The sequence below is a fragment of the Azospirillum sp. HJ39 genome, assembly GCF_041507355.1.
GTDB classification, from domain to species: Bacteria; Pseudomonadota; Alphaproteobacteria; order Azospirillales; family Azospirillaceae; genus Azospirillum; species Azospirillum thiophilum.
In genome coordinates this window covers 2,581,019-2,601,508 of record NZ_CP167911.1, presented here as the reverse complement: position 1 = coordinate 2,601,508, position 20,490 = coordinate 2,581,019, and the positions used below count along the sequence as shown (strand labels likewise).

At 70.1% G+C, this 20,490-nt stretch carries 18 protein-coding genes; 11 read left to right on the top strand and 7 right to left on the bottom strand.

The features are described from left to right. The first annotated feature begins 3 nt into the window (after positions 1-3). The 4 genes from ABMY26_RS25730 to ABMY26_RS25715 all read left to right on the top strand — a co-directional run bounded on the left by ABMY26_RS25730 (position 4) and on the right by ABMY26_RS25715 (position 5,778). The gene (locus tag ABMY26_RS25730; RefSeq protein ID WP_372397413.1) at positions 4-3,048 is read left to right on the top strand and encodes a bifunctional [glutamine synthetase] adenylyltransferase/[glutamine synthetase]-adenylyl-L-tyrosine phosphorylase; all 3,045 of its coding nucleotides are present in this window, start codon (positions 4-6) and stop codon (positions 3,046-3,048) included. Then, positions 3,045-3,524: a thioredoxin-dependent thiol peroxidase gene (gene bcp / locus ABMY26_RS25725; protein WP_372397412.1), complete on the top strand. Its 480-nt coding sequence runs from the start codon at positions 3,045-3,047 to the stop codon at positions 3,522-3,524. The genes ABMY26_RS25730 and bcp overlap by 4 nt, the downstream gene beginning before the upstream one ends. 212 nt (positions 3,525-3,736) lie before the next feature. Next, the gene (locus tag ABMY26_RS25720; protein ID WP_372397411.1) at positions 3,737-4,600 is read left to right on the top strand and encodes a hypothetical protein; all 864 of its coding nucleotides are present in this window, start codon (positions 3,737-3,739) and stop codon (positions 4,598-4,600) included. Positions 4,601-4,644: 44 nt separating this feature from the next. Beyond that, positions 4,645-5,778, top strand: coding sequence for an anhydro-N-acetylmuramic acid kinase (locus ABMY26_RS25715; RefSeq protein ID WP_372397410.1), 1,134 nt, complete (start codon positions 4,645-4,647; stop codon positions 5,776-5,778). A gap of 27 nt (positions 5,779-5,805) precedes the next feature. On the opposite strand, the gene aat is transcribed toward ABMY26_RS25715, so the two are convergent. Beyond that, positions 5,806-6,468 carry a leucyl/phenylalanyl-tRNA--protein transferase gene (gene aat / locus ABMY26_RS25710; RefSeq protein ID WP_372397409.1) on the bottom strand — a complete coding sequence of 221 codons (663 nt, stop codon included), beginning with the start codon at positions 6,466-6,468 and terminating at the stop codon, positions 5,806-5,808. A gap of 161 nt (positions 6,469-6,629) precedes the next feature. On the opposite strand from aat, the gene ABMY26_RS25705 reads away from it, so the two are divergent. Then, complete coding sequence (locus tag ABMY26_RS25705; protein ID WP_372397408.1) at positions 6,630-7,379, top strand: ribonuclease T; 750 nt, start codon at positions 6,630-6,632, stop codon at positions 7,377-7,379. Positions 7,380-7,385: 6 nt separating this feature from the next. Here the strand turns inward: ABMY26_RS25705 and ABMY26_RS25700 are convergent, their stop codons facing one another. Both ABMY26_RS25700 and ABMY26_RS25695 read right to left on the bottom strand, forming a co-directional pair. After that, the gene (locus ABMY26_RS25700; RefSeq protein WP_372397407.1) at positions 7,386-8,306 is read right to left on the bottom strand and encodes an NAD(P)H-hydrate dehydratase; all 921 of its coding nucleotides are present in this window, start codon (positions 8,304-8,306) and stop codon (positions 7,386-7,388) included. A gap of 39 nt (positions 8,307-8,345) precedes the next feature. Next, complete coding sequence (locus tag ABMY26_RS25695; RefSeq protein ID WP_372397406.1) at positions 8,346-9,110, bottom strand: histidine phosphatase family protein; 765 nt, start codon at positions 9,108-9,110, stop codon at positions 8,346-8,348. A 196-nt stretch (positions 9,111-9,306) separates the two neighbouring features. Between ABMY26_RS25695 and ABMY26_RS25690 the strand changes: the two genes are divergently transcribed. From ABMY26_RS25690 to ABMY26_RS25675, 4 genes are all read left to right on the top strand, one after another. Continuing rightward, positions 9,307-10,413 (top strand): alkene reductase, encoded by a 1,107-nt coding sequence (locus tag ABMY26_RS25690; protein WP_372397405.1) that lies wholly within the window; start codon positions 9,307-9,309, stop codon positions 10,411-10,413. Between the two features lie 242 nt (positions 10,414-10,655). Beyond that, the gene (locus ABMY26_RS25685; protein WP_372397404.1) at positions 10,656-11,219 is read left to right on the top strand and encodes a cold-shock protein; all 564 of its coding nucleotides are present in this window, start codon (positions 10,656-10,658) and stop codon (positions 11,217-11,219) included. Between the two features lie 443 nt (positions 11,220-11,662). Next, positions 11,663-12,370, top strand: coding sequence for a Crp/Fnr family transcriptional regulator (locus ABMY26_RS25680; RefSeq protein ID WP_372397403.1), 708 nt, complete (start codon positions 11,663-11,665; stop codon positions 12,368-12,370). A gap of 128 nt (positions 12,371-12,498) precedes the next feature. Next, positions 12,499-13,167, top strand: a complete 669-nt coding sequence (locus ABMY26_RS25675) for an MT-A70 family methyltransferase (RefSeq protein ID WP_045580924.1) — start codon at positions 12,499-12,501, stop codon at positions 13,165-13,167. Between the two features lie 34 nt (positions 13,168-13,201). Here ABMY26_RS25675 and ABMY26_RS25670 read toward each other — a convergent pair whose 3' ends face one another. From ABMY26_RS25670 to ABMY26_RS25655, 4 genes are all read right to left on the bottom strand, one after another. Beyond that, positions 13,202-13,822 (bottom strand): HAD family hydrolase, encoded by a 621-nt coding sequence (locus ABMY26_RS25670; RefSeq protein WP_372397402.1) that lies wholly within the window; start codon positions 13,820-13,822, stop codon positions 13,202-13,204. A gap of 39 nt (positions 13,823-13,861) precedes the next feature. After that, the gene (locus ABMY26_RS25665; RefSeq protein WP_372397401.1) at positions 13,862-14,641 is read right to left on the bottom strand and encodes a DsbA family protein; all 780 of its coding nucleotides are present in this window, start codon (positions 14,639-14,641) and stop codon (positions 13,862-13,864) included. Between the two features lie 140 nt (positions 14,642-14,781). Then, positions 14,782-16,221, bottom strand: a complete 1,440-nt coding sequence (locus tag ABMY26_RS25660; protein ID WP_372397400.1) for an esterase-like activity of phytase family protein — start codon at positions 16,219-16,221, stop codon at positions 14,782-14,784. Between the two features lie 172 nt (positions 16,222-16,393). Next, entirely contained in the window at positions 16,394-17,773 is a 1,380-nt protein-coding gene (locus tag ABMY26_RS25655) for a M48 family metalloprotease (RefSeq protein ID WP_372397399.1), read from the bottom strand. Between the two features lie 91 nt (positions 17,774-17,864). On the opposite strand from ABMY26_RS25655, the gene ABMY26_RS25650 reads away from it, so the two are divergent. Both ABMY26_RS25650 and ABMY26_RS25645 read left to right on the top strand, forming a co-directional pair. Beyond that, positions 17,865-19,166 carry a gamma-glutamyltransferase gene (locus ABMY26_RS25650; RefSeq protein ID WP_372397398.1) on the top strand — a complete coding sequence of 434 codons (1,302 nt, stop codon included), beginning with the start codon at positions 17,865-17,867 and terminating at the stop codon, positions 19,164-19,166. A gap of 46 nt (positions 19,167-19,212) precedes the next feature. Further along, positions 19,213-20,391 carry a pyridoxal phosphate-dependent aminotransferase gene (locus tag ABMY26_RS25645; protein ID WP_372397397.1) on the top strand — a complete coding sequence of 393 codons (1,179 nt, stop codon included), beginning with the start codon at positions 19,213-19,215 and terminating at the stop codon, positions 20,389-20,391. The last annotated feature ends 99 nt before the right edge of the window (positions 20,392-20,490 follow it).

Sequence of the window (20,490 nt, the reverse complement as noted above, 5' to 3'; positions counted from 1 at the left end):
GTCATGTCCAGTCCCATGCCCTTCCCAGCACCCTTGCCGAAGCCCTTCGACGCCGCGCAGGCGGCGCTGGGCCTGGAGCGCTGGCGCCAGCAGGCCGCCGCGGCGGAGCCGGAGACGCGGGCCTGGGCGGAGGCCTTCGCGGAGTCCGAACCCGGCCGTGCGCTGGTCGAGGCGGTGTGCGGCAACAGCCCGTATCTCGGCCACGGGCTGACGCGGGAGTTGCCCTTCGTCCGCAAGACGATGGAGGACGGGTGCGACGCGACTTTCGCCGCGCTGATCGCGGCGCTCCATGCCGAGCATGACGAGGAACGGTCGATGGACCGGCTGATGGCCGGCCTGCGCGTGGCCAAGCGGCGGGCGGCGCTGCTGATCGCGCTGGCCGACATCGCCGGGGTGTGGCCGCTGTTCCGCGTCACCGGCGCCCTGTCGGAGCTGGCGGAGACGGGGGTCCGGCTGGCCGCGAATTTCCTGCTGCGCCGCGCCGGGGAGGCGGGCACGCTGACGCTGCCTGATCCGCAGCGACCGTGGGTCGGTTCGGGCCTGATCGTGTTGGGCATGGGTAAGCTTGGCGGGCGCGAACTCAACTATTCCAGCGACATCGACCTGATCGTCCTGTACGACGACGCCGTTGTGCAGACGCCCCAGCCGGACAACCTCGCACGGACCTTCATCAGGCTCGCACGCGATCTTGTCCGCATTATGGATGAACGCACCAAGGACGGCTACGTCTTCCGCACCGACCTTCGTCTTAGGCCCGATCCGGGCGCCACGCCGCTGGCGGTTTCCGTGTCGGCGGCCGAAATTTATTACGGCAGCGTCGGCCAGAACTGGGAACGCGCGGCGATGATCAAGGCCCGCCCGATCGCCGGCGACGAGGTGGCCGGGGCCTCCTTCCTGCGCTTCCTGGAGCCCTTCGTCTGGCGCCGCAACCTGGATTTCGCCGCCATCCAGGACATCCATTCGATCAAGCGCCAGATCAACGCCCACAAGGGCCACCGCGAGGTGACGGTCAACGGCCATGACATCAAGGTCGGGCGCGGCGGCATCCGCGAGATCGAGTTCTTCGCCCAGACCCAGCAGCTGATCTTCGGCGGGCGCGACCCTCGCGTGCGCATCGCCCCGACGCTGATGGCGAACGAGGCGCTGCGCGACGTCGGCCGCGTGCCGCCGCAGACGGTCGAGGATCTGGCGGCGGCCTATCATTTCCTGCGCCGGGTCGAGCACCGCATCCAGATGATCGACGACCAGCAGACCCACCGCATCCCCGCCGAGGATGCCGGGGTGGCGCATCTGGCGACCTTCCTCGGCTATGGCGATCCCGCCGACTTCCGGGCCGAGCTGCTGGCGACGCTGGGGCAGGTGGAGGACCGCTATGCCGAGCTGTTCGAGGAGGCGCCGTCGCTCTCCGGTCCCGGCAACCTCGTCTTCACCGGCACCGATCCCGATCCGGGCACGGTGGAGACGCTGGCCGGCATGGGCTTCGCCGACCCGGCGCGCGTCATCAGCGTGGTGTCGGCCTGGCACCGGGGCCGCTACCGCGCCACCCGGTCGGGCCGCGCGCGCGAGCTGCTGACCGAGCTGACCCCGGCGCTGCTGAGCGCGCTGGCCAAGACCCCGGCGCCCGACGGCGCGCTGATGAACTTCGACGATTTCCTCGGCAAGCTGCCGGCCGGGGTCGGGCTGTTCTCGCTGTTCGTCGCCAACCCCTGGTTGCTGGAACTGGTGGCGGAGATCATGGGCATCGCGCCGCAGATGGCGGCGACCCTGTCGCGCAACCCGTCGCTGCTCGATGCGGTGCTGTCGCCCGACTTCTTCGACCCTCTGCCGGGCAAGGACGAGGGGCTGGCCGCCGACCATGCCCGCGTCATCGCCGCCGCCCGCGACTTCGAGGATGCGCTGACCCTGTCGCGGCGCTGGACCAACGACCAGCGCTTCCGCGCCGGGGTCCACATCCTGCGCGGCATCACCGACGGCGACCGCTGCGGCGCCTTCCTGGCCGACCTCGCCGACCTCGTCGTCCCCGACCTCGCCCGGAGGGTGGAGGAGGAGTTCGCCCAGCGCCACGGCCGGATTCCCGGCGGCGCCTGGGTCGTGGTGGCGATGGGCAAGCTGGGCAGTCGCCAGCTGACCATCACCTCGGACATCGACCTGATCGTCATCTACGACATCGCCTCGGCAGGGCAGGGGAGCGGGGCTCCGCTGCTGTCCGACGGCGCCAGGCCGCTGTCGCCCAACGAGTACTACATCAAGCTGACGCAGCGCCTGACCAACGCCATCACCGCGCCGATGGCCGACGGGCGCCTCTATGAGGTGGATATGCGGCTGCGCCCGTCGGGCAATGCCGGGCCGCTCGCCACCTCGCTCGCCGCCTTCGTCAAGTATCAGGCGAGCGACGCCTGGACCTGGGAGCACATGGCCCTGACCCGCGCCCGGGTGATCGGCGGCGATGCCGGCGGGTCCGCTTTGGATCTGGCTGGAAGGGTGACGGAGGCGATCCGGTCGGTGCTGACCGCGCCGCGCGATCCCGGCCGGCTGCTGTGGGACGTCGCCGACATGCGCCGGCGGATCGACAAGGAGTTCGGCACCGCCAACCCCTGGAACGTCAAATACGCCCGCGGCGGCCTGATCGACATCGAGTTCATCGCCCAGTACTTGCAGCTGCGCCACGGCCACGACCTGCCGGACATCCTGCATGTCGGCACCGCCAAGGCGCTCGGCTGCGCCGCCCGGACGGGGGCGCTGACGCCGGAGGTGGCGGAGGATCTGGAAGCGACGCTGCGGCTGTGGCGGCGGGTGCAGGGCTTCCTGCGGCTGACCACGGCCGGGGTGCTGGACCCGACACAGGTGTCGCCCAGCCTGCTGGCCGGACTGCATCGCGCCGCCTTTCCCGACGAAAAGACGGCGGAGCCGGTTGACTTCCCCGAGCTTGACCGCAGAATCCGCGCCATTGCCGCCCGCGCCCACGGTCATTTCCAGGCCCTGGTCGAGGAGCCGGCCAGCCATCTGGCGCCCCCCGGCGCCGTCAAAGAGGATCCGAAGCTGCCATGACCGCTGTTGCGACCACCGTCGATGCCGGATCGCCCGCCCCGGATTTCACCATGCCGACCGATGGCGGCGGCAGCGTCACCCTGTCCGCCCTGCGCGGCAAGCCGGTGGTGCTGTATTTCTACCCGAAGGACGACACCTCGGGCTGCACGTCGGAGGCCTGCGGCTTCCGCGACCAGCTGCCCGACTTCTCCGCCGTCGACGCGGTGGTGATCGGCGTGTCCAAGGACAGCGCCGCCAGCCACGACAAGTTCAAGGCCAAGCACGGGCTGACCTTCACCCTTGCCTCGGACACCGACGGCAGTGTCTGCGAGGCCTACGGCACCTGGGTGGAAAAGAGCATGTACGGACGCAAGTACATGGGCATCGACCGCGCCACCTTCCTGATCGACAAGGACGGCGTCGTCCGCACGGTCTGGCGCAAGGTCAAGGTCACCGGCCATGTCGCCGCCGTGCTGAAGGCGGTGCAGGCGCTCTGACCGTCCCAGGCGGGGCGTCCTTTTTCTCCCGGCACGAACCCGTTGGGAAGGACGCCTTGCCGGCCCGGCTATTCCTCCGGCGTGAGGTCGTAAGCCCGAAGGGTATTTTTAGAATCACCCCAAACCTGCCTACACTTCGTGCATTCCCGCACCAGAGGCCGCGCAACCCACCGCGTTTCTGGTCCTTCGGCCGCCTTAGGGATGCACCGCCTATGAACGTTGCGAACATTGCCCGGCGCCTCGTCGCCGGAGAGCTTCACTATGCGCTGGGCCGATTCGAATCGGTCCGGCGCGGCTACAGCGCCTTGCGCCGGCTGTCCCCCCGCTCGCGTCAGCGGGCACCGGCCGGGCCGCCGGTGTCGCTTCCCCCGCTGCCGGTCAGCCTGTTCCCCGACCGGACGGTGGACGGCGCCCTGGCCGACCTGCGGCGCGACTCGATCGCCATGGGCTTCGACCTGCCCCGGGCGATGGTGGAGGAACTGGTGGAGTTCGCCACCCATTCCCCCCTGCAGCGGCGCCTGCGCGGCGAGAGGATGTTCTACCGCCACGACGTCCGCGACGGCAGGCTGGAGGACGGCTCGCCCGCGGTGATGGGCATCGTCCCCGACCCGCTGGACTGTCCGGCGGTGCGCCGGGTCTGCCGCGATCCGCTGCTGATGGACTGCGCCGGAGCCTTCCTCGGCTTCCGCCCGACCAAGATCATCCCGCGCCTGTTCTGGAGCTTCGTCACCGACGCCACCGACGACGAGCGGCGGCAGCTGGGCCAGACCATCGACTGGCATTACGACGTCCATGACTTCCACTTCTGCTCGGCGCAGTTCTACCTGACCGACGTCGGTCCCGGCGCGGGGGAGCATGCGCTGGTCCGCGGCAGCCATCACGGCAAGTCGCTGCGCATGCTGCTGGGGTCCGCCAATGCGCGCGACGAGGAGCTGTTCTCCCGCTTCGCCCGCGACCGCATCCTGGTGGTGGAGGGGCCGGCCGGCACCGGCTTCATCGAGGACACCTCCTGCTACCACCGCGCCATGCCGCCGACCAGCTGCGACCGGCTGATGCTGCAGCTCTGGCTCAGCTGAGCTAGACTGTGCCGCAGCGCCACCACGCGTTGCGGAGCGAGAGCATGGATATCAGGGAGGGCCTGCGCACCGTCGTCGGCCTGATGAGCGGCACCTCGATGGACGGCATCGATGCCGCTCTTCTGCGGACCGACGGGCGGGACCGGGTGGAGGCGCTGGCCTTCCTGACCATCCCCTATGACGACGGCTTCCGCGCGGCCTTGCGCGGTTGCCTCGGCGGGACCGGGCCGGTCGACGCGGTGGAGCGGGCACTGACCGACGCCCATGCCGACGCGGTGCGGCGCCTGCTGCATCGGGCCGGGGCGGTGGCGCGCGACATCGACCTGATCGGCTTCCACGGCCACACCATCCTCCACGATCCCGACAACCCGGACCCCGGCCGGCGCCGCACCTGGCAGATCGGCGACGGCGCCCGGCTGGCGGCGGCGACCGGCATTGCCGTGGTCGACGACTTCCGCAGCGCCGACGTCGCCGCCGGCGGGCAGGGGGCGCCGCTGGTCCCGCTGTTCCACCGCGCGCTTGCCCACGGGCTGCCGCGTCCGCTGGCCGTGCTCAACATCGGCGGCGTCGCCAATGTCAGCTGGATCGGCCCGGATCCGGCGGAGGGGGAAGAGGCGGGGGGAAGAGGGGAGGCCGGGGTGGTGGCTTGCGACACCGGGCCGGGCAACGCGCCGATCGACGATTGGGTGTTGCGCCACGGGCTTGGCCGCTTCGACGCCGACGGGGCGCTGGCGGCGGCCGGGCGGGTCGACGGCCCGGCGCTGGCCGCCCTGATGGCCCATCCCTATTTCGATAGGCCGGCGCCGAAGTCGCTCGACCGCGACGCCTTCGATCCGGCACCGGTGGCCGGCCTGTCCGCCGCCGACGGCGCCGCGACCCTGACCGCATTCACCGCCTCGTCGGTCGCCCGAGTCGTCCCCCATCTGCCGGCCCCGCCGGTGCGCTGGCTGGTCTGCGGCGGCGGGCGGCGCAACTCCACCTTGATGCGGATGCTCGCCGACCGTCTGGGCGTGCCGGTCGATCCGGCCGACCTCGTCGGCTGGGACGGCGACGCGCTGGAGGCGCAGGCCTTCGGCTATCTCGCGGTGCGCAGCCGGCTGGGGCTGCCGTTGAGCCTGCCGGCCACCACCGGGGTGCCGGTTCCGACCTGCGGGGGACGGTTCCATCCGGCCGGGTGACCCCGGTTCCCCTCCCGACCGTGCCCGTCAGCGGGACGGAGGGGGCAGGGACGGGGCCTGATCCAGGAGTTCCGCCAGCGCCGCCTGCTGGTCGACGCCGCGGAAGTCCGTCTTGCGCTCCATCGCCGCGGCCAGCCGGCGCCGGTAGTCGGTGCGTGGAATCTCGACGGCGCCGAAGCGGCCGAGATGCTCGGTCACGAACTGGGTGTCGAGCAGGGCGAAGCCGGCGGCGCGCAGGCGGGCGACGAGATGGACCAGCGCCACCTTGCTGGCGCCGGTCTCGCGGCTGAACATGCTCTCGCCGAAATAGGCGCCGCCGATCGACACGCCATAGAGCCCGCCGACCAGCCGGCCGTCGCGCCAGCATTCCACGCTGTGGGCGAAGCCGGCGTCGAACAGCTCGGCATAGAGGCGGACGATGTCGTCGTTGATCCAGGTCTTCGGCCGCTCTTCAGTCGCCTCGGCGCAGCCCTCGATGACGTCACGGAAGGCGCTGTCGAAGCGCAGCTCGAACGGGCCGCGGCGCAGGGTCTTGCGCAGGCTGCGCGGGACGTGGAAGTCGTCCAGCGGCAGGATGCCGCGGCGCTCCGGGTCGAACCAGTGGAGTTCCCGCGACTCGGCGCTCTCGGCCATCGGAAAGATACCGGCGGCGTAGGCGCGCAGCAGCATCGGGGCGGACAGGGTGAACATGCCGATCGCTATACCCGCTGATGGAACGCCCGGCGACAGGCAGGCTTGGCCGAATGCCGGGCCGAATGCCAAGCCGAATGATAGTGGCGTCGAGACCCCGCGACAGCAACCACCTTCCATGGTATGCAACTTTGGGAAGCAAGTCGTCAGGGGATATCGTCATGTGCCGTGCCGTTTCCGTCCTCCTATCCGTCCTGGTTGCCGGACTGTTCGCTGCAAGCCCCTCCTGGGCGCAGAGGCGGGCGGAGCCGGGCGTCTTCGACTATTACGTCCTGTCGCTGTCCTGGTCGCCGACCTACTGCGCCCGCGACCGGAACGGTCCCGATCCCGACCAGTGCGGCGAGAGGAAGCATGGCTTCGTCGTCCATGGCCTGTGGCCGCAATACAATGACGGCAGCTATCCGGCCACCTGTAGCCGCGACCGCAACGTGCCGAAGGCGGTGGTGGACCAGACCATGGCGGTGATGCCCAGCGTCGGGCTGATGATGCATGAATGGCGCAAGCATGGGACCTGCTCCGGCCTGAACGCCACCGACTATTTCGCTGCCCTGCGCGCGGCCGCCGCCAAGGTCGCGATCCCGGAGTCGCTGAAGACCCCCGGTCCGACCGTGCCGGCGACGCAGGTGGAACGGCTGTTCCTGGAATCGAACCCCGGCATGACGGCGGAAGGGGTGGCGGTCGTCTGCTCCCGCCGCGACCTGGCGGAGGTGCGGGTGTGCCTGACCAAGGATCTGGGCTTCATGGCCTGCGGCCAGAAGGTGGTCGACCGTTGCCGCGACCGCGACGCCGCCCTGTCGGCGGAGGTTGCACCGTCGCAGCCCGCCCGCCGCGACGCGCCGGGTCCGGCGGCTCCGGTGCTCCCGCCGGCTCCCGCGTCCGCTCCCGCTCCTGCCGCCGCCCCGGTCCGCTGAGGCGGGTCAGCCCGTTCCGCCCTCCGCCAGGGCGGCCATCGCCGCCGGAATTTCGGCCAGCAGCTCGCGGGCGAGGAAGCCGAGCGGGCCGATCCGGCGGCTGAGGCGGTTGCCGGCCTCGCCATGCAGGTAGACGCCCCAGATGGCGGCCTGCTCCGGACCGGCGCCGCGGGCCAGCAGTCCGGCGACGATCCCGGCCAGCGTGTCGCCTGAGCCGGAGGTGGCGAGCCCGACCGTGCCGTCGCGATAGGCCCAGGCCCGGCCGTCGGGCGAGACGATGCGGGTGCAGCTTCCCTTGAGCGCCACCACCGCCTTCAGCCGCGCCGCCGCCCTCCTTGCGCAGTCCAGCGGGTCGGCATCGACCTCGCTCCGCCCGCAGCCGAGCAGGCCGGCCATCTCCCCGGCATGCGGGGTGACGACCAGCCGGCCCTCGTGCCGGTGCAGCGGGGCGGGATCCCGCGCCAGCCCGGCCAACGCGGCGGCATCCAGCACGAAACGCGGGCCTCCCTCCGCAGCCGGGCCGAGCCGGGCCAGCAGGTCGGCGACCAGGGTCGCCGTCGCCGCTTCCTCCACCATGCCGGGACCGATCAGCACGGTCTCGCAGCGGGAGGCGCGGTCGGCCAGCATCACCGCCGACGAGGCGGCGATCCCCCCGTCCGGCGTTTCCGGCAGCCCGACGACCAGCGCCTCCGGCAAGGCGAGCCCCAGATGCGGGGCGATGCCGGCCACGGTGGCGATCTGCAGCTTGCCGGCACCCGACCTCAGTGCGCCAAGCCCGGCCAGCAGGGCGCCGCCCGGCACGCCGACGCTGCCGGCCACCACCAGCACCCGGCCGCGGCTTTCCTTGTCGCCGTCGCCGTCCGGCTGGGGCAGGGGCATCCCGCGCAGCAGGCCGGGCGTGACGGCGGTCTCCTCCGGTGCGTCCAATCGGTGTCTCCTCGACTTGCGGCCTTCCCGTTGCGGTATTCAACGTGCGGCGATGGCGGCGTCCGGCTCGGCGGTGACGGCGGCGCCGGCCTCCTCCAGCGGGGCGACGACATTGTAGCGGTGCAGCAGCAGCCCGCCGCGCGCCCCGGCCCCGGGGTCGAACCGGTATTCGGTGACCGAGCAGTTGGCGACGTCGCCCTCGGCGTCGATGGCCAGGATTCCGTCCTCCGTCAGGTTCTCCAGCAGGTAGCGCAGGCACAGCACCACGACCTGATGCCCGACGATCAGCACCCGCCGGCCGCCATGGTGCAGGCTGACGGTGTCGAGCGCGCTGCGCAGCCGCAGGATCACGTCGCACCAGCTCTCGCCCCCCGGCGGGCGGTGGTAGAACTTGCCGAGCAGGCGGCGGAACTCGGCCTGGTCGGGGAACTCTGCCTCGATGCCATGGCGGGTCAGCCGGTCGAGCACGCCGAACTCCTTCTCGCGCAGCCGCTCGTCGATGACGAAATCGGCCGGGGCGACCGGCAGGCCTCCCATCCGGTGCAGCCGCTCCGCCGTGCTCATCGCCCGCCGGTAGGGGGAGGTGAGGACCACGTCCGGCCGCTCCTCCTCGGCCATGGCGGCGAACCAGCGCCCGAGCGCGTCGGACTGCCGCTCGCCGAGCGGGCTGAGCGGCACGTCGACGTCGCGTTCGACGATGTCGATCCGGGGCAGTCCGGCGGTTTGCGCGGCGTCGCGGGCGACGTTCCCGGCGCTTTCGCCATGGCGGACGATCCACAGTCGGTCGGGCCAGCGCTGCTGCATCGGCGATTTCCATGGGTTGGGTGAGCGGAACTGTCGGGAATAACCGTCGGGCGGGCGGAAAGGTCCCGGCATGGCGGGAGTGGCGGTATGGCAGCCATGCTGCCCGTTTGGGCGCTGCGGCATGCGGGCGCCTTGCCGGTTGCCGGCGCCGCGCCACACTCTTCTCCCAGCTTCCAACCATCAGAATGGATCGGACATGACCGAGAGCCAGGACGCGGCCCCCCTGTTCCAGCCGGTAGACATCGGCAGCTACAGCCTGCCGAACCGCATCGCCATGGCGCCGCTGACGCGCAGCCGCACCGACAACGCCACCGGCGTTCCGACCGCGATGAATGCCGAGTATTACGCCCAGCGCGCCGGCGCCGGCCTGATCATCGCCGAGGCGACGCAGATCTCGCCGCAGGGCAAGGGCTATGCCTACACCCCCGGCATCCACAGCGACGAGCAGGTGGCGGGCTGGAAGCTGGTCACCGACGCGGTCCATGCCAAGGGCGGGCATATCTGCCTGCAGCTCTGGCATGTCGGGCGCATCTCCCACCCCGACCTGCAGCCGGGCGGCGCCCTGCCGGTGGCTCCGTCGGCGGTGAAGCCGAACGTCAAGGCCTTCACGCCGGACGGCTTCAAGGACATCCCGGCCCCGCGCGCGCTCGACCTGTCCGAACTGCCGGGCATCGTCGAGGATTACCGCAAGGCCACCCGCAACGCGCTGGCCGCCGGATTCGACCTGGTGGAGGTGCATGCCGCCAACGGCTACCTGATCGACCAGTTCCTGCGTGACGGCACCAACACGCGCACCGATGCCTATGGCGGATCGGTCGAGAACCGCGCCCGCTTCCTGTTCGAGGTGCTGGACGCCGTGGTGGCGGAGGCCGGGGCCGACCGCGTCGGCATCCGCCTGTCGCCGCTCAGCCCGTCCAACGACGCGCAGGAGAGCGACCCGGCCGGCACCTTCGCCCCGGTGATCCGGCGGCTGAACGGGTACGGCCTCGCCTACCTGCACATGATCGAGGGGGTGACCCGCGGCCCGCATCCCGGATTCGGCGGCCTGCTGGCCGACCTGCGCGGGCTCTACACCGGGCGCTACATGGCCAACAACGTCTATACCCGCGCCATGGCGATCGAGGCGATCGCCGGCGGCCATGCCGACATGGTGGCGTTCGGCCGCCCCTTCATCGCCAATCCCGACCTGGTGGAGCGGCTGCGCATCGACGCTCCGTTGGCGGAGCCCGACCAGGCGACCTTCTATGGCGGCGATTCCCACGGCTATACAGACTATCCGGTGTTGTACCCGGCGGCCGGTTGACCGGCAGTCTCGCGGCAGGCGTGCAAAACTCTCCCGAGTCGCATCGCGGAGGGGCAGGCGGGTGCCGGGCGGTGGCGGGTGGGCGGCACTTCGGTGCCGTTTCCTTTCCACCGGGGCACCAAGCGTGAGCCGGGGATGGGGCAATTAGCGGCGATTTGGTCATCTTGCCTTTGGAAGGCTTGACCTGGGACCGGAACCCTGTGACAAAAGACTTTCGGCACACTCTATGAGCTTGAAGACACATGTTCGACCGCCCGCCCCGCCAGGGCTTCCGCGCTCCCGAGATCACCAAGTCCAATGTCACCGCCACCGTGAAGTGGTTCAACCCCACCAAGGGGTTCGGCTTCGTGTCGCCTGAGGACGGTTCGCCCGATGCCTTCCTGCACGTCTCTGCGGTTCAGGCCGCCGGCTACGACGCGCTGGACGAAGGCACCACCATCACCTGTGACCTGGCCCGTGGGCCGAAGGGTCCGCAGGTCGCCTCCATCCACACGGTCGATGCGTCGACCGCTCAGCGTTCGGCCCGTCCGCGGGCCGGCGGCTTCGACCGTGGCGGTTTCGACCGCGGCGGCTACGATGCCGGCGGCAGCAGCGGCGGCGAAGAAGTCGACGGCACCGTGAAGTGGTTCAATGCCGACAAGGGCTTTGGCTTCATCACGCCCAGCACCGGTGGCAAGGACGTTTTCGTCCACGTCAACGTGCTGCGCCGTTCGGGCATGCAGACCCTTCAGGAAGGCGATCAGGTGCGCGTCACCGTTCGTCAGGGCCAGAAGGGTCCGGAAGCGGGCAAGGTCGAGTACCTCTAAGGTCCGGGATTCCCGGGCCTCGGTCGGTTGGCGCATGTTCGATTGAACCTGCGCCCCGCCGGCTGGCTCCGCTGGCTTACAGATGGTCTGGAGCCTGATGCCGTTTGGTGTTGGGTTCCCCGGTGAAAATCCGGATCTCTATCGCACGGTGCCTCCTTTACTGGGGGCGCCGTGCGTTCTTGTCTTTTGCGGTCCTGGCTCGTGAGTGATCCGGCCGTGTCCTGGTTCGGCCCGGCTGCAGGTTGCGTGTGTCTTCCGCTCCCTAATTTCCTATCTTACGCCCAAAGTCCATGCGCCGCCCCTTTCGGGGGCGGCCGGCGTTTCTCCCGCCTTTCCTCGGCACCGGCAGGGCAGCGCCGCCGCCATGCTGCCGTCAGCCGTGGTACCGTCTGCCATGGCGCTGCTGGCGATGGCGCCTCAACGGTCGGGGAAGCGAAGCCGTCATGACCATCAACCACAGCAACCTGTCGGCGGAGGATGCGGCCGCACTGCGCGCCATCCCGCTGTTCGCCAAGCTGTCCGACCGGGCGGTCGCCCTGTTGGGCGGGGTGGCGATCGTCCGGCCGGTGACGCGCGGCACCACCCTGTTCCTCCAGGACGAGCCGGCCGACCGCTTCTTCGTGCTGCTCGACGGCTGGGTGAAGCTGTTCCGCCTGACCCGCGACGGGGCGGAGGCGGTGGTCCATGTCATCGGCCCGGCGGAGAGCTTCGCCGAAGCCGCGATGTTCGCCGACGGAAAATTCCCGGTCTGCGCGGAAGCGGTAACCGACGGCCGGATCATGACCCTGACCGCCGACGGCTTCGCCCGCTGCCTGCGCGAGGATGACCGCATCGCCTTCGGCATGCTGGGATCGCTGTCGGTCCGCCTGCGCCATCTGGTGACGCAGATCGAACAGCTCCAGGTCCAGCCGGCGCCGCAGCGGGTCGCCGCCTTCCTGCTGCGCGTCTGCCCGCCGGGCGACGGGCCGGCGCAGTTCCAACTCCCCTTCGACAAGGCGCTGATCGCACGCCGCCTGGGCATGCAGCCGGAAACCCTGTCGCGTGCGCTTGCCAAGCTGCGTCCGTCGGGGGTGGAAACGCAGGGGCTGAGCGTGAGCGTGGCCGACCGTGCCGCCCTGCGTGTCCTGGCCGAGGCGGCGGAAGACGAGTGACCGCCAACCGTCGGGCCGGCGCCTGTAACAGCGTCGGCGAGGCAGTCAGACCGGATTGACGGCGCTGTCCCTCCGTGCGAGTTTGCACCCCTCCCAGTACCGGGTTTGTTCAGGATTTCGAGGCAGCGATGGGCGACAGCAAGACGGTGGCGGCGGCATCGGATCCGGTGCGGGATCTGGTGGCTTTCGCCGGCGACCGGCGCTTCGCCACGGTGATGGCGGATCCGCCCTGGCGCTTCGTCAACCGCACCGGCAAGATGGCGCCGGAGCATCGCCGCCTCTCCCGCTACGGCACCATGACGGTGGAGGACATCTGCGCCCTGCCGGTCGCCGACATCGTCGCTCCCACGGCGCACCTCTATCTCTGGGTTCCCAACGCCCTGCTGCCGGAAGGGCTGCAGGTCATGCGCAGCTGGGGATTCGAGTACAAGACCAACCTGATCTGGCACAAGGTGCGCAAGGATGGCGGGTCGGACGGGCGCGGCGTCGGCTTCTATTTCCGCAACGTCACCGAACTGATCCTGTTCGGCGTGCGCGGCAAGAAGGCGCGTACGCTTCCCCCCGGACGCACCCAGGTCAACCTGATCGAGAGCCGCAAGCGCGAGCACAGCCGCAAGCCCGACGAGCAGTATGAGCTGATCGAGGCCTGCAGCCCCGGCCCCTTCCTGGAGATGTTCGCCCGCGGCGCCCGTCCCAACTGGTCGGTGTGGGGAAACCAGGCCGACGACAGCTACGAGCCGACCTGGAAGACCTACGCCTTCAACTCCGCCACCGACCGCGAGGCGACGGCGGAGTGATCGTGCGGGAGTGAGATCGGCCGGTGGGGAGAGCCTACAGCAGCCCCACCGCCTCCAGGTCGCGCCGCAGCGCTTCGGCGCCGAGGAACAGGTGGGCCGACATGCCGACCGACTTGGCCGATTCGACATTGTCGGGATTGTCGTCGATGAAGAAGCAGCGGTTCGCTTCCAGTCCGTAACGATCCGTCAGCAGGTGGAAGATCGCCGGATCGGGCTTCACCAGCCGTTCCCGACCCGAAACGATGATGCCGTCGAAGCCGTTGAGGAAGTCGAAGCGCCTGCAGGTCAGGTCGAACTTGTCGGCGGAAAAGTTGGTGATGGCATAGACGGGGACACCGCGCGCCTTCAGCTCCGCCAGGATCTCCGGGGTGCCGGGGATCGGGCCGGGGACCATGCGTTCCCACATGTCGTCATAGGCGCGGATCAACTCGGCGCAGTCCGGATGCTCGGCGGCCAATTGTGCGACCGCCTCGCTCCAGGGGCGGCCGCGATCCTGTTCCAGGTTCCAGGCGGGGGTACAGACCCGCTCGAGGAAATCCTCCATCAGGTCTTCATAGCCGTCGAACAGCTCGCGGTAGAGATGCCGCGGATCCCATTCGATCAGCACCTGCCCGATGTCGAACACGACGATTGACGGCGCCGTTCCCGCAGTCATTCCGGTCCCCTATTTATTCCGGTCATCGAACGATCCGCCTCAACCCTTGGCGCGGGCGGCATCGGTCAGCCGCTTCATGTCGTCCAGCTTGATGGCGCCGGGCACCAGCTCGTCGCCGAAGACGAAGGCCGGGGTGCCGCGGATGTTGAGCTTCTCGGCCAGCGCCTGGTTGGCGGCGATCACCTTCAGCACGTCCGGCGACTCCATATCCTTCTTCAGCCGGTCGGTGTCGAGCCCGACCGACTTGGCGAGGCGCATGATCACGGCATCGTCCAGCTGGCCGCGCTGGGCCATCAGGGCGTTGTGGAGTTCCATGTATTTGCCCTGGGCGCGCGCCGCCAGCGCCGCCTTGGACGCGACCAGCGATGCCGGGCCGAGGATCGGGAATTCCTTCAGCACGAAGCGCAGCTTGGGATCGCTCTTGATCAGCGCCTCGGTATCGGCCTGCACCGCCTTGCAGTAGCCGCACTGATAGTCGAAGAACTCGACCACCGTGATGTCGCCCTGCGGGTTGCCGGCCACCGGGTCGGCCGGGCTGCGGGTAAGCTCCGCCCGGTTCTCGACCAGCGCCTTGCGGGCCTGTTCGGCTTCCGCCGTCTTCTGGCGTTCCTGCATGGCGTCGACGGCCTGCAGGATCACCTCCGGATGCTCCATCAGGTAATCGCGGACGATCTTCTCGATGGCCGCCTTCTGGCTGCCGTCGAAGCTTGCCGATTGCGCGCGCGCCGGGGCGGCGGCGGACAGCGCCAATGCCGCGACGGGCAATGCCAGCAGGGAGGCCCGCAGGGCGGAACGCAGGAACGGCAGGACGGGGCGCATGGGGACGGTCTCCGAAACGCAAGGGAAAATTGAGCCGAAGGCCGCCCACACTGGACCGGCAATCGTGCCCGGACAAGCGCAAAGCGCATGTCCGGGCATCGCTGCCGCCCGATCGCCGCGCCAGATAGTCGCGTCCGAACTCAGCGGGCGCGCAGAAGCTCGCCGACCGCGAGCAGCGCCATCTCGTCGCCGTCGGCCTTGCCGATGCTCCGGCCGGTCGAATAGGGGAGGTTGTTGTCGTTGACGACGACGATATGGTCGGCATCGACGACGTTCACCCCCTCCGGCCCCAGATGGGGCATGACGAAGCGGCCTTCCGGCGCCTGTCCGGCGCGCGCCTTGCGGTCGGGATCGGCGATGTCGGTCAGGTCGATGTAACCGACCTTGCGGACGAACCCGTCGGCGTCCGCCCCGGCGATGTCGATCTTGTAGATGCGCTTGAAGGCGGCCGGCGCGTTGAAGCAATCGGGCTTGGCCTCGCCCTGGCAGGCCTGGGTCTTCGCCCCTTCGCTGGCATCGTCACGCTCGATCACCAGGGCGCTGCCGGCATCGATCGCCGCCATGTCGGCCACCACGTTGGCGTTGTCCTCCAGCCGGTATTTCCAGGACCGGCCGGTATAGCTGCGGCTGGCGACGTCGAATTCCAGGATGCGGGTGTAATAGCGGCCGTCCTTGCCCTCGAAGCCGTTGGCAGCGGCGTTCCACAGCGGGCCTTCCAGCGACGGGTAGAGGGTCTTGCCGTCCGGCGAGGCACCCATCGGCTCGAAGCCGCGGGACCGGCGGACCTCGAAGGCGACCGCGCCGGGCACCGGCGGCAGGATGCCGTTGCGGTAATGGTCGGGGGAGCGGGCCGGCTTGCCGTCGACCATCGTCTCATGCACCGCCTGCACGATGCCGTCGCGGCTCAGCTCCAGGATATAGGGGCCGAACTCGTCGCCGATGAACAGGCGGTCGCTCTGGACCACCAGCGATTCCGGATCGAAATCGGCGCCGGTCAGATAGCGGGCGGCGCTGTTCTCGTTGACGATGGCGAAGGGTACCTTGCGGTCGGGATCGCGCAGGAAGATCGTCTCCAGCCGCTGCAGGGCACCGCTCTGCCAGTCGGGCTTGACGCGATGGACCATCAGAAGCGCATCGGTCGAATTCACCTTGCTGCCGAACCCGTTGTCGGTCAGCGCCAGGAACTCCCCATTGCCCTGCGGAACGACCGCGGAGAAGCCCTGCACCGCCTGCCCGGCCACCGGCAGCATGATCTCGGTCGTGCGCGGGGCCTTGGGGTCGGACGCGAAGGAGGTGGCACGGATGGTGCCCACTGCGTCGACGCGCTTGCGGTCGGCATTGGTGAACTTGCCGGCGGTGGCGAACAGCGGGCCGGCATCGGCCGGCGCCTGGACCAGCGTGTCGGCCGGCAGCATGGCATGGCCGGCGAGCGTGGCGGGATAGCGCTTCGCCTGCTGTTCCTGGGCATGGGCGGCGCCGGTCAGGGCCGTGGCCAGGGTGGCGGACAGCAGCGCGGCGGAGACGAGCAGGGCGCCGCGCCTGCGGGACGGGCGCCATGAGGACGGGTGGGCGGACGGCATGGGCTGTTGCTCCGTGGACGAGACGGCGGCCCTGCCTTGCAGCCGGACGCGCCCGATGTCCGCGGAATAGCAAGCCGCGATGACGCGCCGGGGAAGGTTCGGTGACCGTTGCGTGACCGGAAGGAGGCTTTGGTCATATGACCTGCCGCCATCCCAGCTCCGGTTGCCCCGCTCAGCGTGGTTTGTCGCCGCCGGCACCGCCGGTCTGGCCGCGGATGTCCTGGGCACGCAGCCAGCCGGGCGAACCGGCGGGCAGCATCTTCTCCGCCCGCTCCGCTTGCGCCTTGGCCATCGGCATGTCGCCTCTGGCCAGCGCCTCCTCCGCCGTGGCATAGGCGACCATGCCGTCGTTCTTCTTCATGCTCCAGGCCTGGGCGGTCAGCCGCCACAGGAAGGCCGACTGCGCCTTGCCCTTGGCGGCGATCTGCAAATTCTTCAGGGCCTCGTCCGCCAGACGGGGGTCATGCTGCTCCAACAGAGCATGGGCAAGGGAGACGCGGATCGTTCCGGCTTCAGAACCAGCCAGTTCTATGGCCTTTCGATACGGGGTCACCGCATCCGGCGCGCGACCGGTCTGCAGCATCAGGTCTCCCTTCATCTCCTGCAGGTAGGGGTTCTTCGGCTCCTGGGCGATCAGGCCGTCGATCAGCGGCGAGGCCTGCCTGATGTCGCCCTGACGGAAATAGGCATAGGCGCGGCCGTAGCGTGCCGCCGGAGACGGATCGTTCGCCTTGTAGCGCTGCAGGGCGCCGCGCGGGTCGAGATAGCCGTACAGCTTGGCCTGGATGCGCCGCAGGTCGGCCTCGGTCGCGGCGGGCAGGGGGGCATCGGCATAGCGGGACCGGGCGACGAAGGCCTTCACCGCCTCGATGCGCTCGCGTGTCAGCGGGTGGGTCATGCGATAGCCGGCATCGCGGTCGTTCATCAGCGGCTCGCCGACGCCCAGCTTCTCCAGGAAGGCCTCCATTCCCTTGGCCGAGATGCCGGATTGCTCCAGGAAGGACAGCCCGGCCTGATCCGCCGAGGCTTCCTGCGTGCGCGAGAAGGACAGATAGTTCCGCTCGGCCAGATGCTGGCCCAGCATGACGCCGGCCGCCCCCGCTCCGGCATTGCCGGAGGCCAGGCCGCCGACGATGCCCAGCCCCATGCCGAGCAGCGAGGACAGGAAAGCGTTGTCCATCGCCTCCGTCCCGCGCACCAGATGCCCGCCGGCGATGTGGCCGGTTTCGTGGGCGATGACGCCCAGCAGTTGGTCGGCGTTGTCGACCGTCAGCAGCAGGCCAGTGTGCAGGAAGATGTTCTGGCCGCCGGCGACGAAGGCATTCACCGAGGAGTCGTTGACCAGCAGGATCTGGACCGAGTCGGGATCGATGCCAGCCGCCTGGAAGATTGGCCGGGCCATCTTGCGGATGATATGGTCCGTCTCGGCGTCGCCGAGGATCTGCATCTCCGCGCGGCGCTGCGCGCTCGCCGGTGGCGCTCCCCACACCAGCGACACCAGACATACGGACAAGATGGCGACGACCGAAACCAGCCTGCTGGGCTTGCGCACCGTGACGACCTCCGGCTTGGAACAACGGACCCCCGCGCACGACCGGCGGAACTCCGGGCCGCGATACAGTCGCTTGGGAATCTGGCGACGGTTGGGCGCGGTTGCCATAGCTGCATCACTGCTGACCGGTTGCGTCAACACCAAGTTCAAGACCGATGCGACGGTGCAGAGCTTCGTCGTCGCCGACGAACCCTATGCCGCCGGCATCGGGCGCGACATCATCACCCAGGGCGGACGGGCCGGCGACGCGGTGGCGGCGATGGCGCTGGCGATGACCGCCAGCCTGCCGTCCCGCGTCGGGCTGACCGGCGGGGGCGTCTGCGTGCTGTTCGACGCCGCGGCGAAGCAGGCCCGCACCATCGATTTCCTGCCGCGCCCGGCCGGGGCCGGCGGCGCGGCGATGCCGTCCATGCTGCGCGGCCTGTATGCCGTCCAGGCCTCGGCCGGGGTGATGCGCTGGGAGCAGGTGGTCGCCCCGGCGGAACAGATGGCCCAGTTCTCCCCCGGCCTCAGCCGGGCGCTGGTGCAGGATCTCGGCAGCTTCGGCGGGCGTCTGGCCGCCGATTCGGACACGCGGCGCCGCCTGCTGGCCGGCGGAACCCCCGCGGTCGGCACGGTCGCCGCCCAGCCGGAACTGGCCGCGACGCTGTCGGTCCTGCGCCGCCAGGGCGTCGGCGCCTTCTACAGCGGGCCGCTGGCCACGACGGTCGCCCAGGGCATGGGGCTGGATCCGGCACAGCTGCGCGCCTACCAGCCGCGCATTGCCGGAACGCTGACGGTTCCCTTCGACATCACCGACCTGCATGTCGCCGATGTGGGCGGGCCGGAGTCGGGCGCCGCCCTGATCCAGGCCTGGAAGTCCGTGGCCGGCCTGCCGCCGGCCGAGCGCGCCACCCGCGCCGCCCAGCTTCTGGGCGCCGTCGGCACCGGTGCCACCGCGGCCGGCGCCGGGGTGGTGGTGATCGATCCCTATGAGAACGGTGCGGCCTGCGCCTTCACCCAGGGTGCGCCCTTCGGCACCGGCCGCGGCATTCCCGGCACCGGCATGCTGGTGGCGCAAGGGGTCGACCGCGGCGGCTTCGGCGCGCCCGCCCTGATCGCCAACTCCATCGTCGGCCGCACCCTGTTCGCCGGGGTCGGCACCGCCAACGGCGACGACGGCCCGGCCGCCGGCCCGGCGGCGCTGCTGTCGGTGGCCCTGCCGTCGGGGCTGGACGAGACATCGACCGCCCCGCAGATCCAGGCCGCCCGGCCGCAATCCATTCCGGGGCGGGTCAGCTTCGTCGGCTGCCGGGTGTCGCCGGAGGATGGAATCCGCTATTGCCGGACGGCGGCCGACCCGCGCGCCAACAGCCTGGCGCTGACGGTCGAGAGCGAACGCGAGCGGAACTGAGAATGCGCCCGGACAGGGCGCCAACAGGGTTCAGAGACGGACGATCATGAGCAAGCAGCCCACAATGCCGAAGCCCAAGGTTTCCAAGCGGGGGGCGATCCCGCCCTTCTTCGTGATGGAGGTGATGCGCGCCGCCGCCGAGCGGGAGGCCGCCGGGCTCGAGGTCCTTCATATGGAGGTGGGCCAGCCGTCCACCGGCGCGCCGAAGGGCGTGGCGGAAGCGGCCGCCGCCGCTGTCGCGGGCACCGACCCGCTCGGCTATACCGGGGCGCTGGGCATCCCGCCGCTGCGCGCGGCCATCGCCCGGTGGTACAAGGACCGCTACGGCGTCGAGGTGCCGGAGCGGCGGGTGGTCGTCACCACCGGCTCTTCCGGAGCCTTCCAACTGGGCTTCCTGGCCGCCTTCGATCCCGGCGACCGGGTGGCGATGGCCTCGCCCAGCTATCCGGCCTACCGCCACACCCTGACCGCGGCCGGCGTCGTCCCGGTGGAGCTGCCGACCGGGCCGGAACATCGCTTCCAGCCGACGGTCGAGCTGCTGGAGGCGCTGGAGGAGCCGGTGCAGGGGCTGATCGTCGCCAGCCCGGCCAACCCGACCGGCACGATGCTGAGCCGGGAGGAGCTGACCGCGCTATCCGACTGGTGCCGCGCCAACGGCGTGCGGATGGTGTCGGACGAGATCTATCACGGGCTGACCTATGGCACCGGCGCGGTCACCGCCGCCGAGGTGAACGACGAGGCGCTGGTCGTCAACAGCTTCTCCAAATACTTCTCGATGACCGGCTGGCGGCTCGGCTGGATGATCGTGCCGGACGATCTGCTGCGCTCGGTCGAATGCCTGGCGCAGAATTTGTTCATCTCCGCTCCCACCCTGAGCCAGGTCTCGGCGGTCGCCGCCTTCGACTGCACGGAAGAGCTGGACGGCCATGTCGCCCGCTATGCCCGCAACCGCGCGCTGCTGCTGGAGGAGCTGCCCAAGGCCGGCTTTACCAGGATGGCCCCGGCCGACGGCGCCTTCTACATCTATGCCGACGTGTCGGACATGACCGACGACAGCGAGGCGCTGGCGAAGCGGATCCTGGAGGAGACGGGCATCGCCTGCACCCCCGGCATCGACTTCGACCCCGCCCGTGGCCGCCGCTTCCTCCGCTTCAGCTTCGCCGGTGCGGAGGAGACGATCGCCGAGGCGGCGCGGCGGCTGATCGCCTGGCGGGCCGGGGCGTAGGGGTCTTTTGGGGAGGGGTGCGGCCATGGTGCCCCCTCCCTAACCCTCCCCCTCTTCGAGGGAGAGGGGACTGCCGCCTCGCATAGCCCCCTCTCCCGC

Coding starts and splice junctions, on each gene's coding strand:
- ABMY26_RS25730 (WP_372397413.1), top strand. CDS start 4: ATGTCCAGTCCCATGCCCTTCCCAGCACCCTTGCCGAAGCCCTTCGAC.
- bcp (WP_372397412.1), top strand. CDS start 3,045: ATGACCGCTGTTGCGACCACCGTCGATGCCGGATCGCCCGCCCCGGAT.
- ABMY26_RS25720 (WP_372397411.1), top strand. CDS start 3,737: ATGAACGTTGCGAACATTGCCCGGCGCCTCGTCGCCGGAGAGCTTCAC.
- ABMY26_RS25715 (WP_372397410.1), top strand. CDS start 4,645: ATGGATATCAGGGAGGGCCTGCGCACCGTCGTCGGCCTGATGAGCGGC.
- aat (WP_372397409.1), bottom strand. CDS start 6,468: ATGTTCACCCTGTCCGCCCCGATGCTGCTGCGCGCCTACGCCGCCGGT.
- ABMY26_RS25705 (WP_372397408.1), top strand. CDS start 6,630: ATGTGCCGTGCCGTTTCCGTCCTCCTATCCGTCCTGGTTGCCGGACTG.
- ABMY26_RS25695 (WP_372397406.1), bottom strand. CDS start 9,110: ATGCAGCAGCGCTGGCCCGACCGACTGTGGATCGTCCGCCATGGCGAA.
- ABMY26_RS25690 (WP_372397405.1), top strand. CDS start 9,307: ATGACCGAGAGCCAGGACGCGGCCCCCCTGTTCCAGCCGGTAGACATC.
- ABMY26_RS25685 (WP_372397404.1), top strand. CDS start 10,656: ATGTTCGACCGCCCGCCCCGCCAGGGCTTCCGCGCTCCCGAGATCACC.
- ABMY26_RS25680 (WP_372397403.1), top strand. CDS start 11,663: ATGACCATCAACCACAGCAACCTGTCGGCGGAGGATGCGGCCGCACTG.
- ABMY26_RS25675 (WP_045580924.1), top strand. CDS start 12,499: ATGGGCGACAGCAAGACGGTGGCGGCGGCATCGGATCCGGTGCGGGAT.
- ABMY26_RS25670 (WP_372397402.1), bottom strand. CDS start 13,822: ATGACTGCGGGAACGGCGCCGTCAATCGTCGTGTTCGACATCGGGCAG.
- ABMY26_RS25665 (WP_372397401.1), bottom strand. CDS start 14,641: ATGCGCCCCGTCCTGCCGTTCCTGCGTTCCGCCCTGCGGGCCTCCCTG.
- ABMY26_RS25660 (WP_372397400.1), bottom strand. CDS start 16,221: ATGCCGTCCGCCCACCCGTCCTCATGGCGCCCGTCCCGCAGGCGCGGC.
- ABMY26_RS25645 (WP_372397397.1), top strand. CDS start 19,213: ATGAGCAAGCAGCCCACAATGCCGAAGCCCAAGGTTTCCAAGCGGGGG.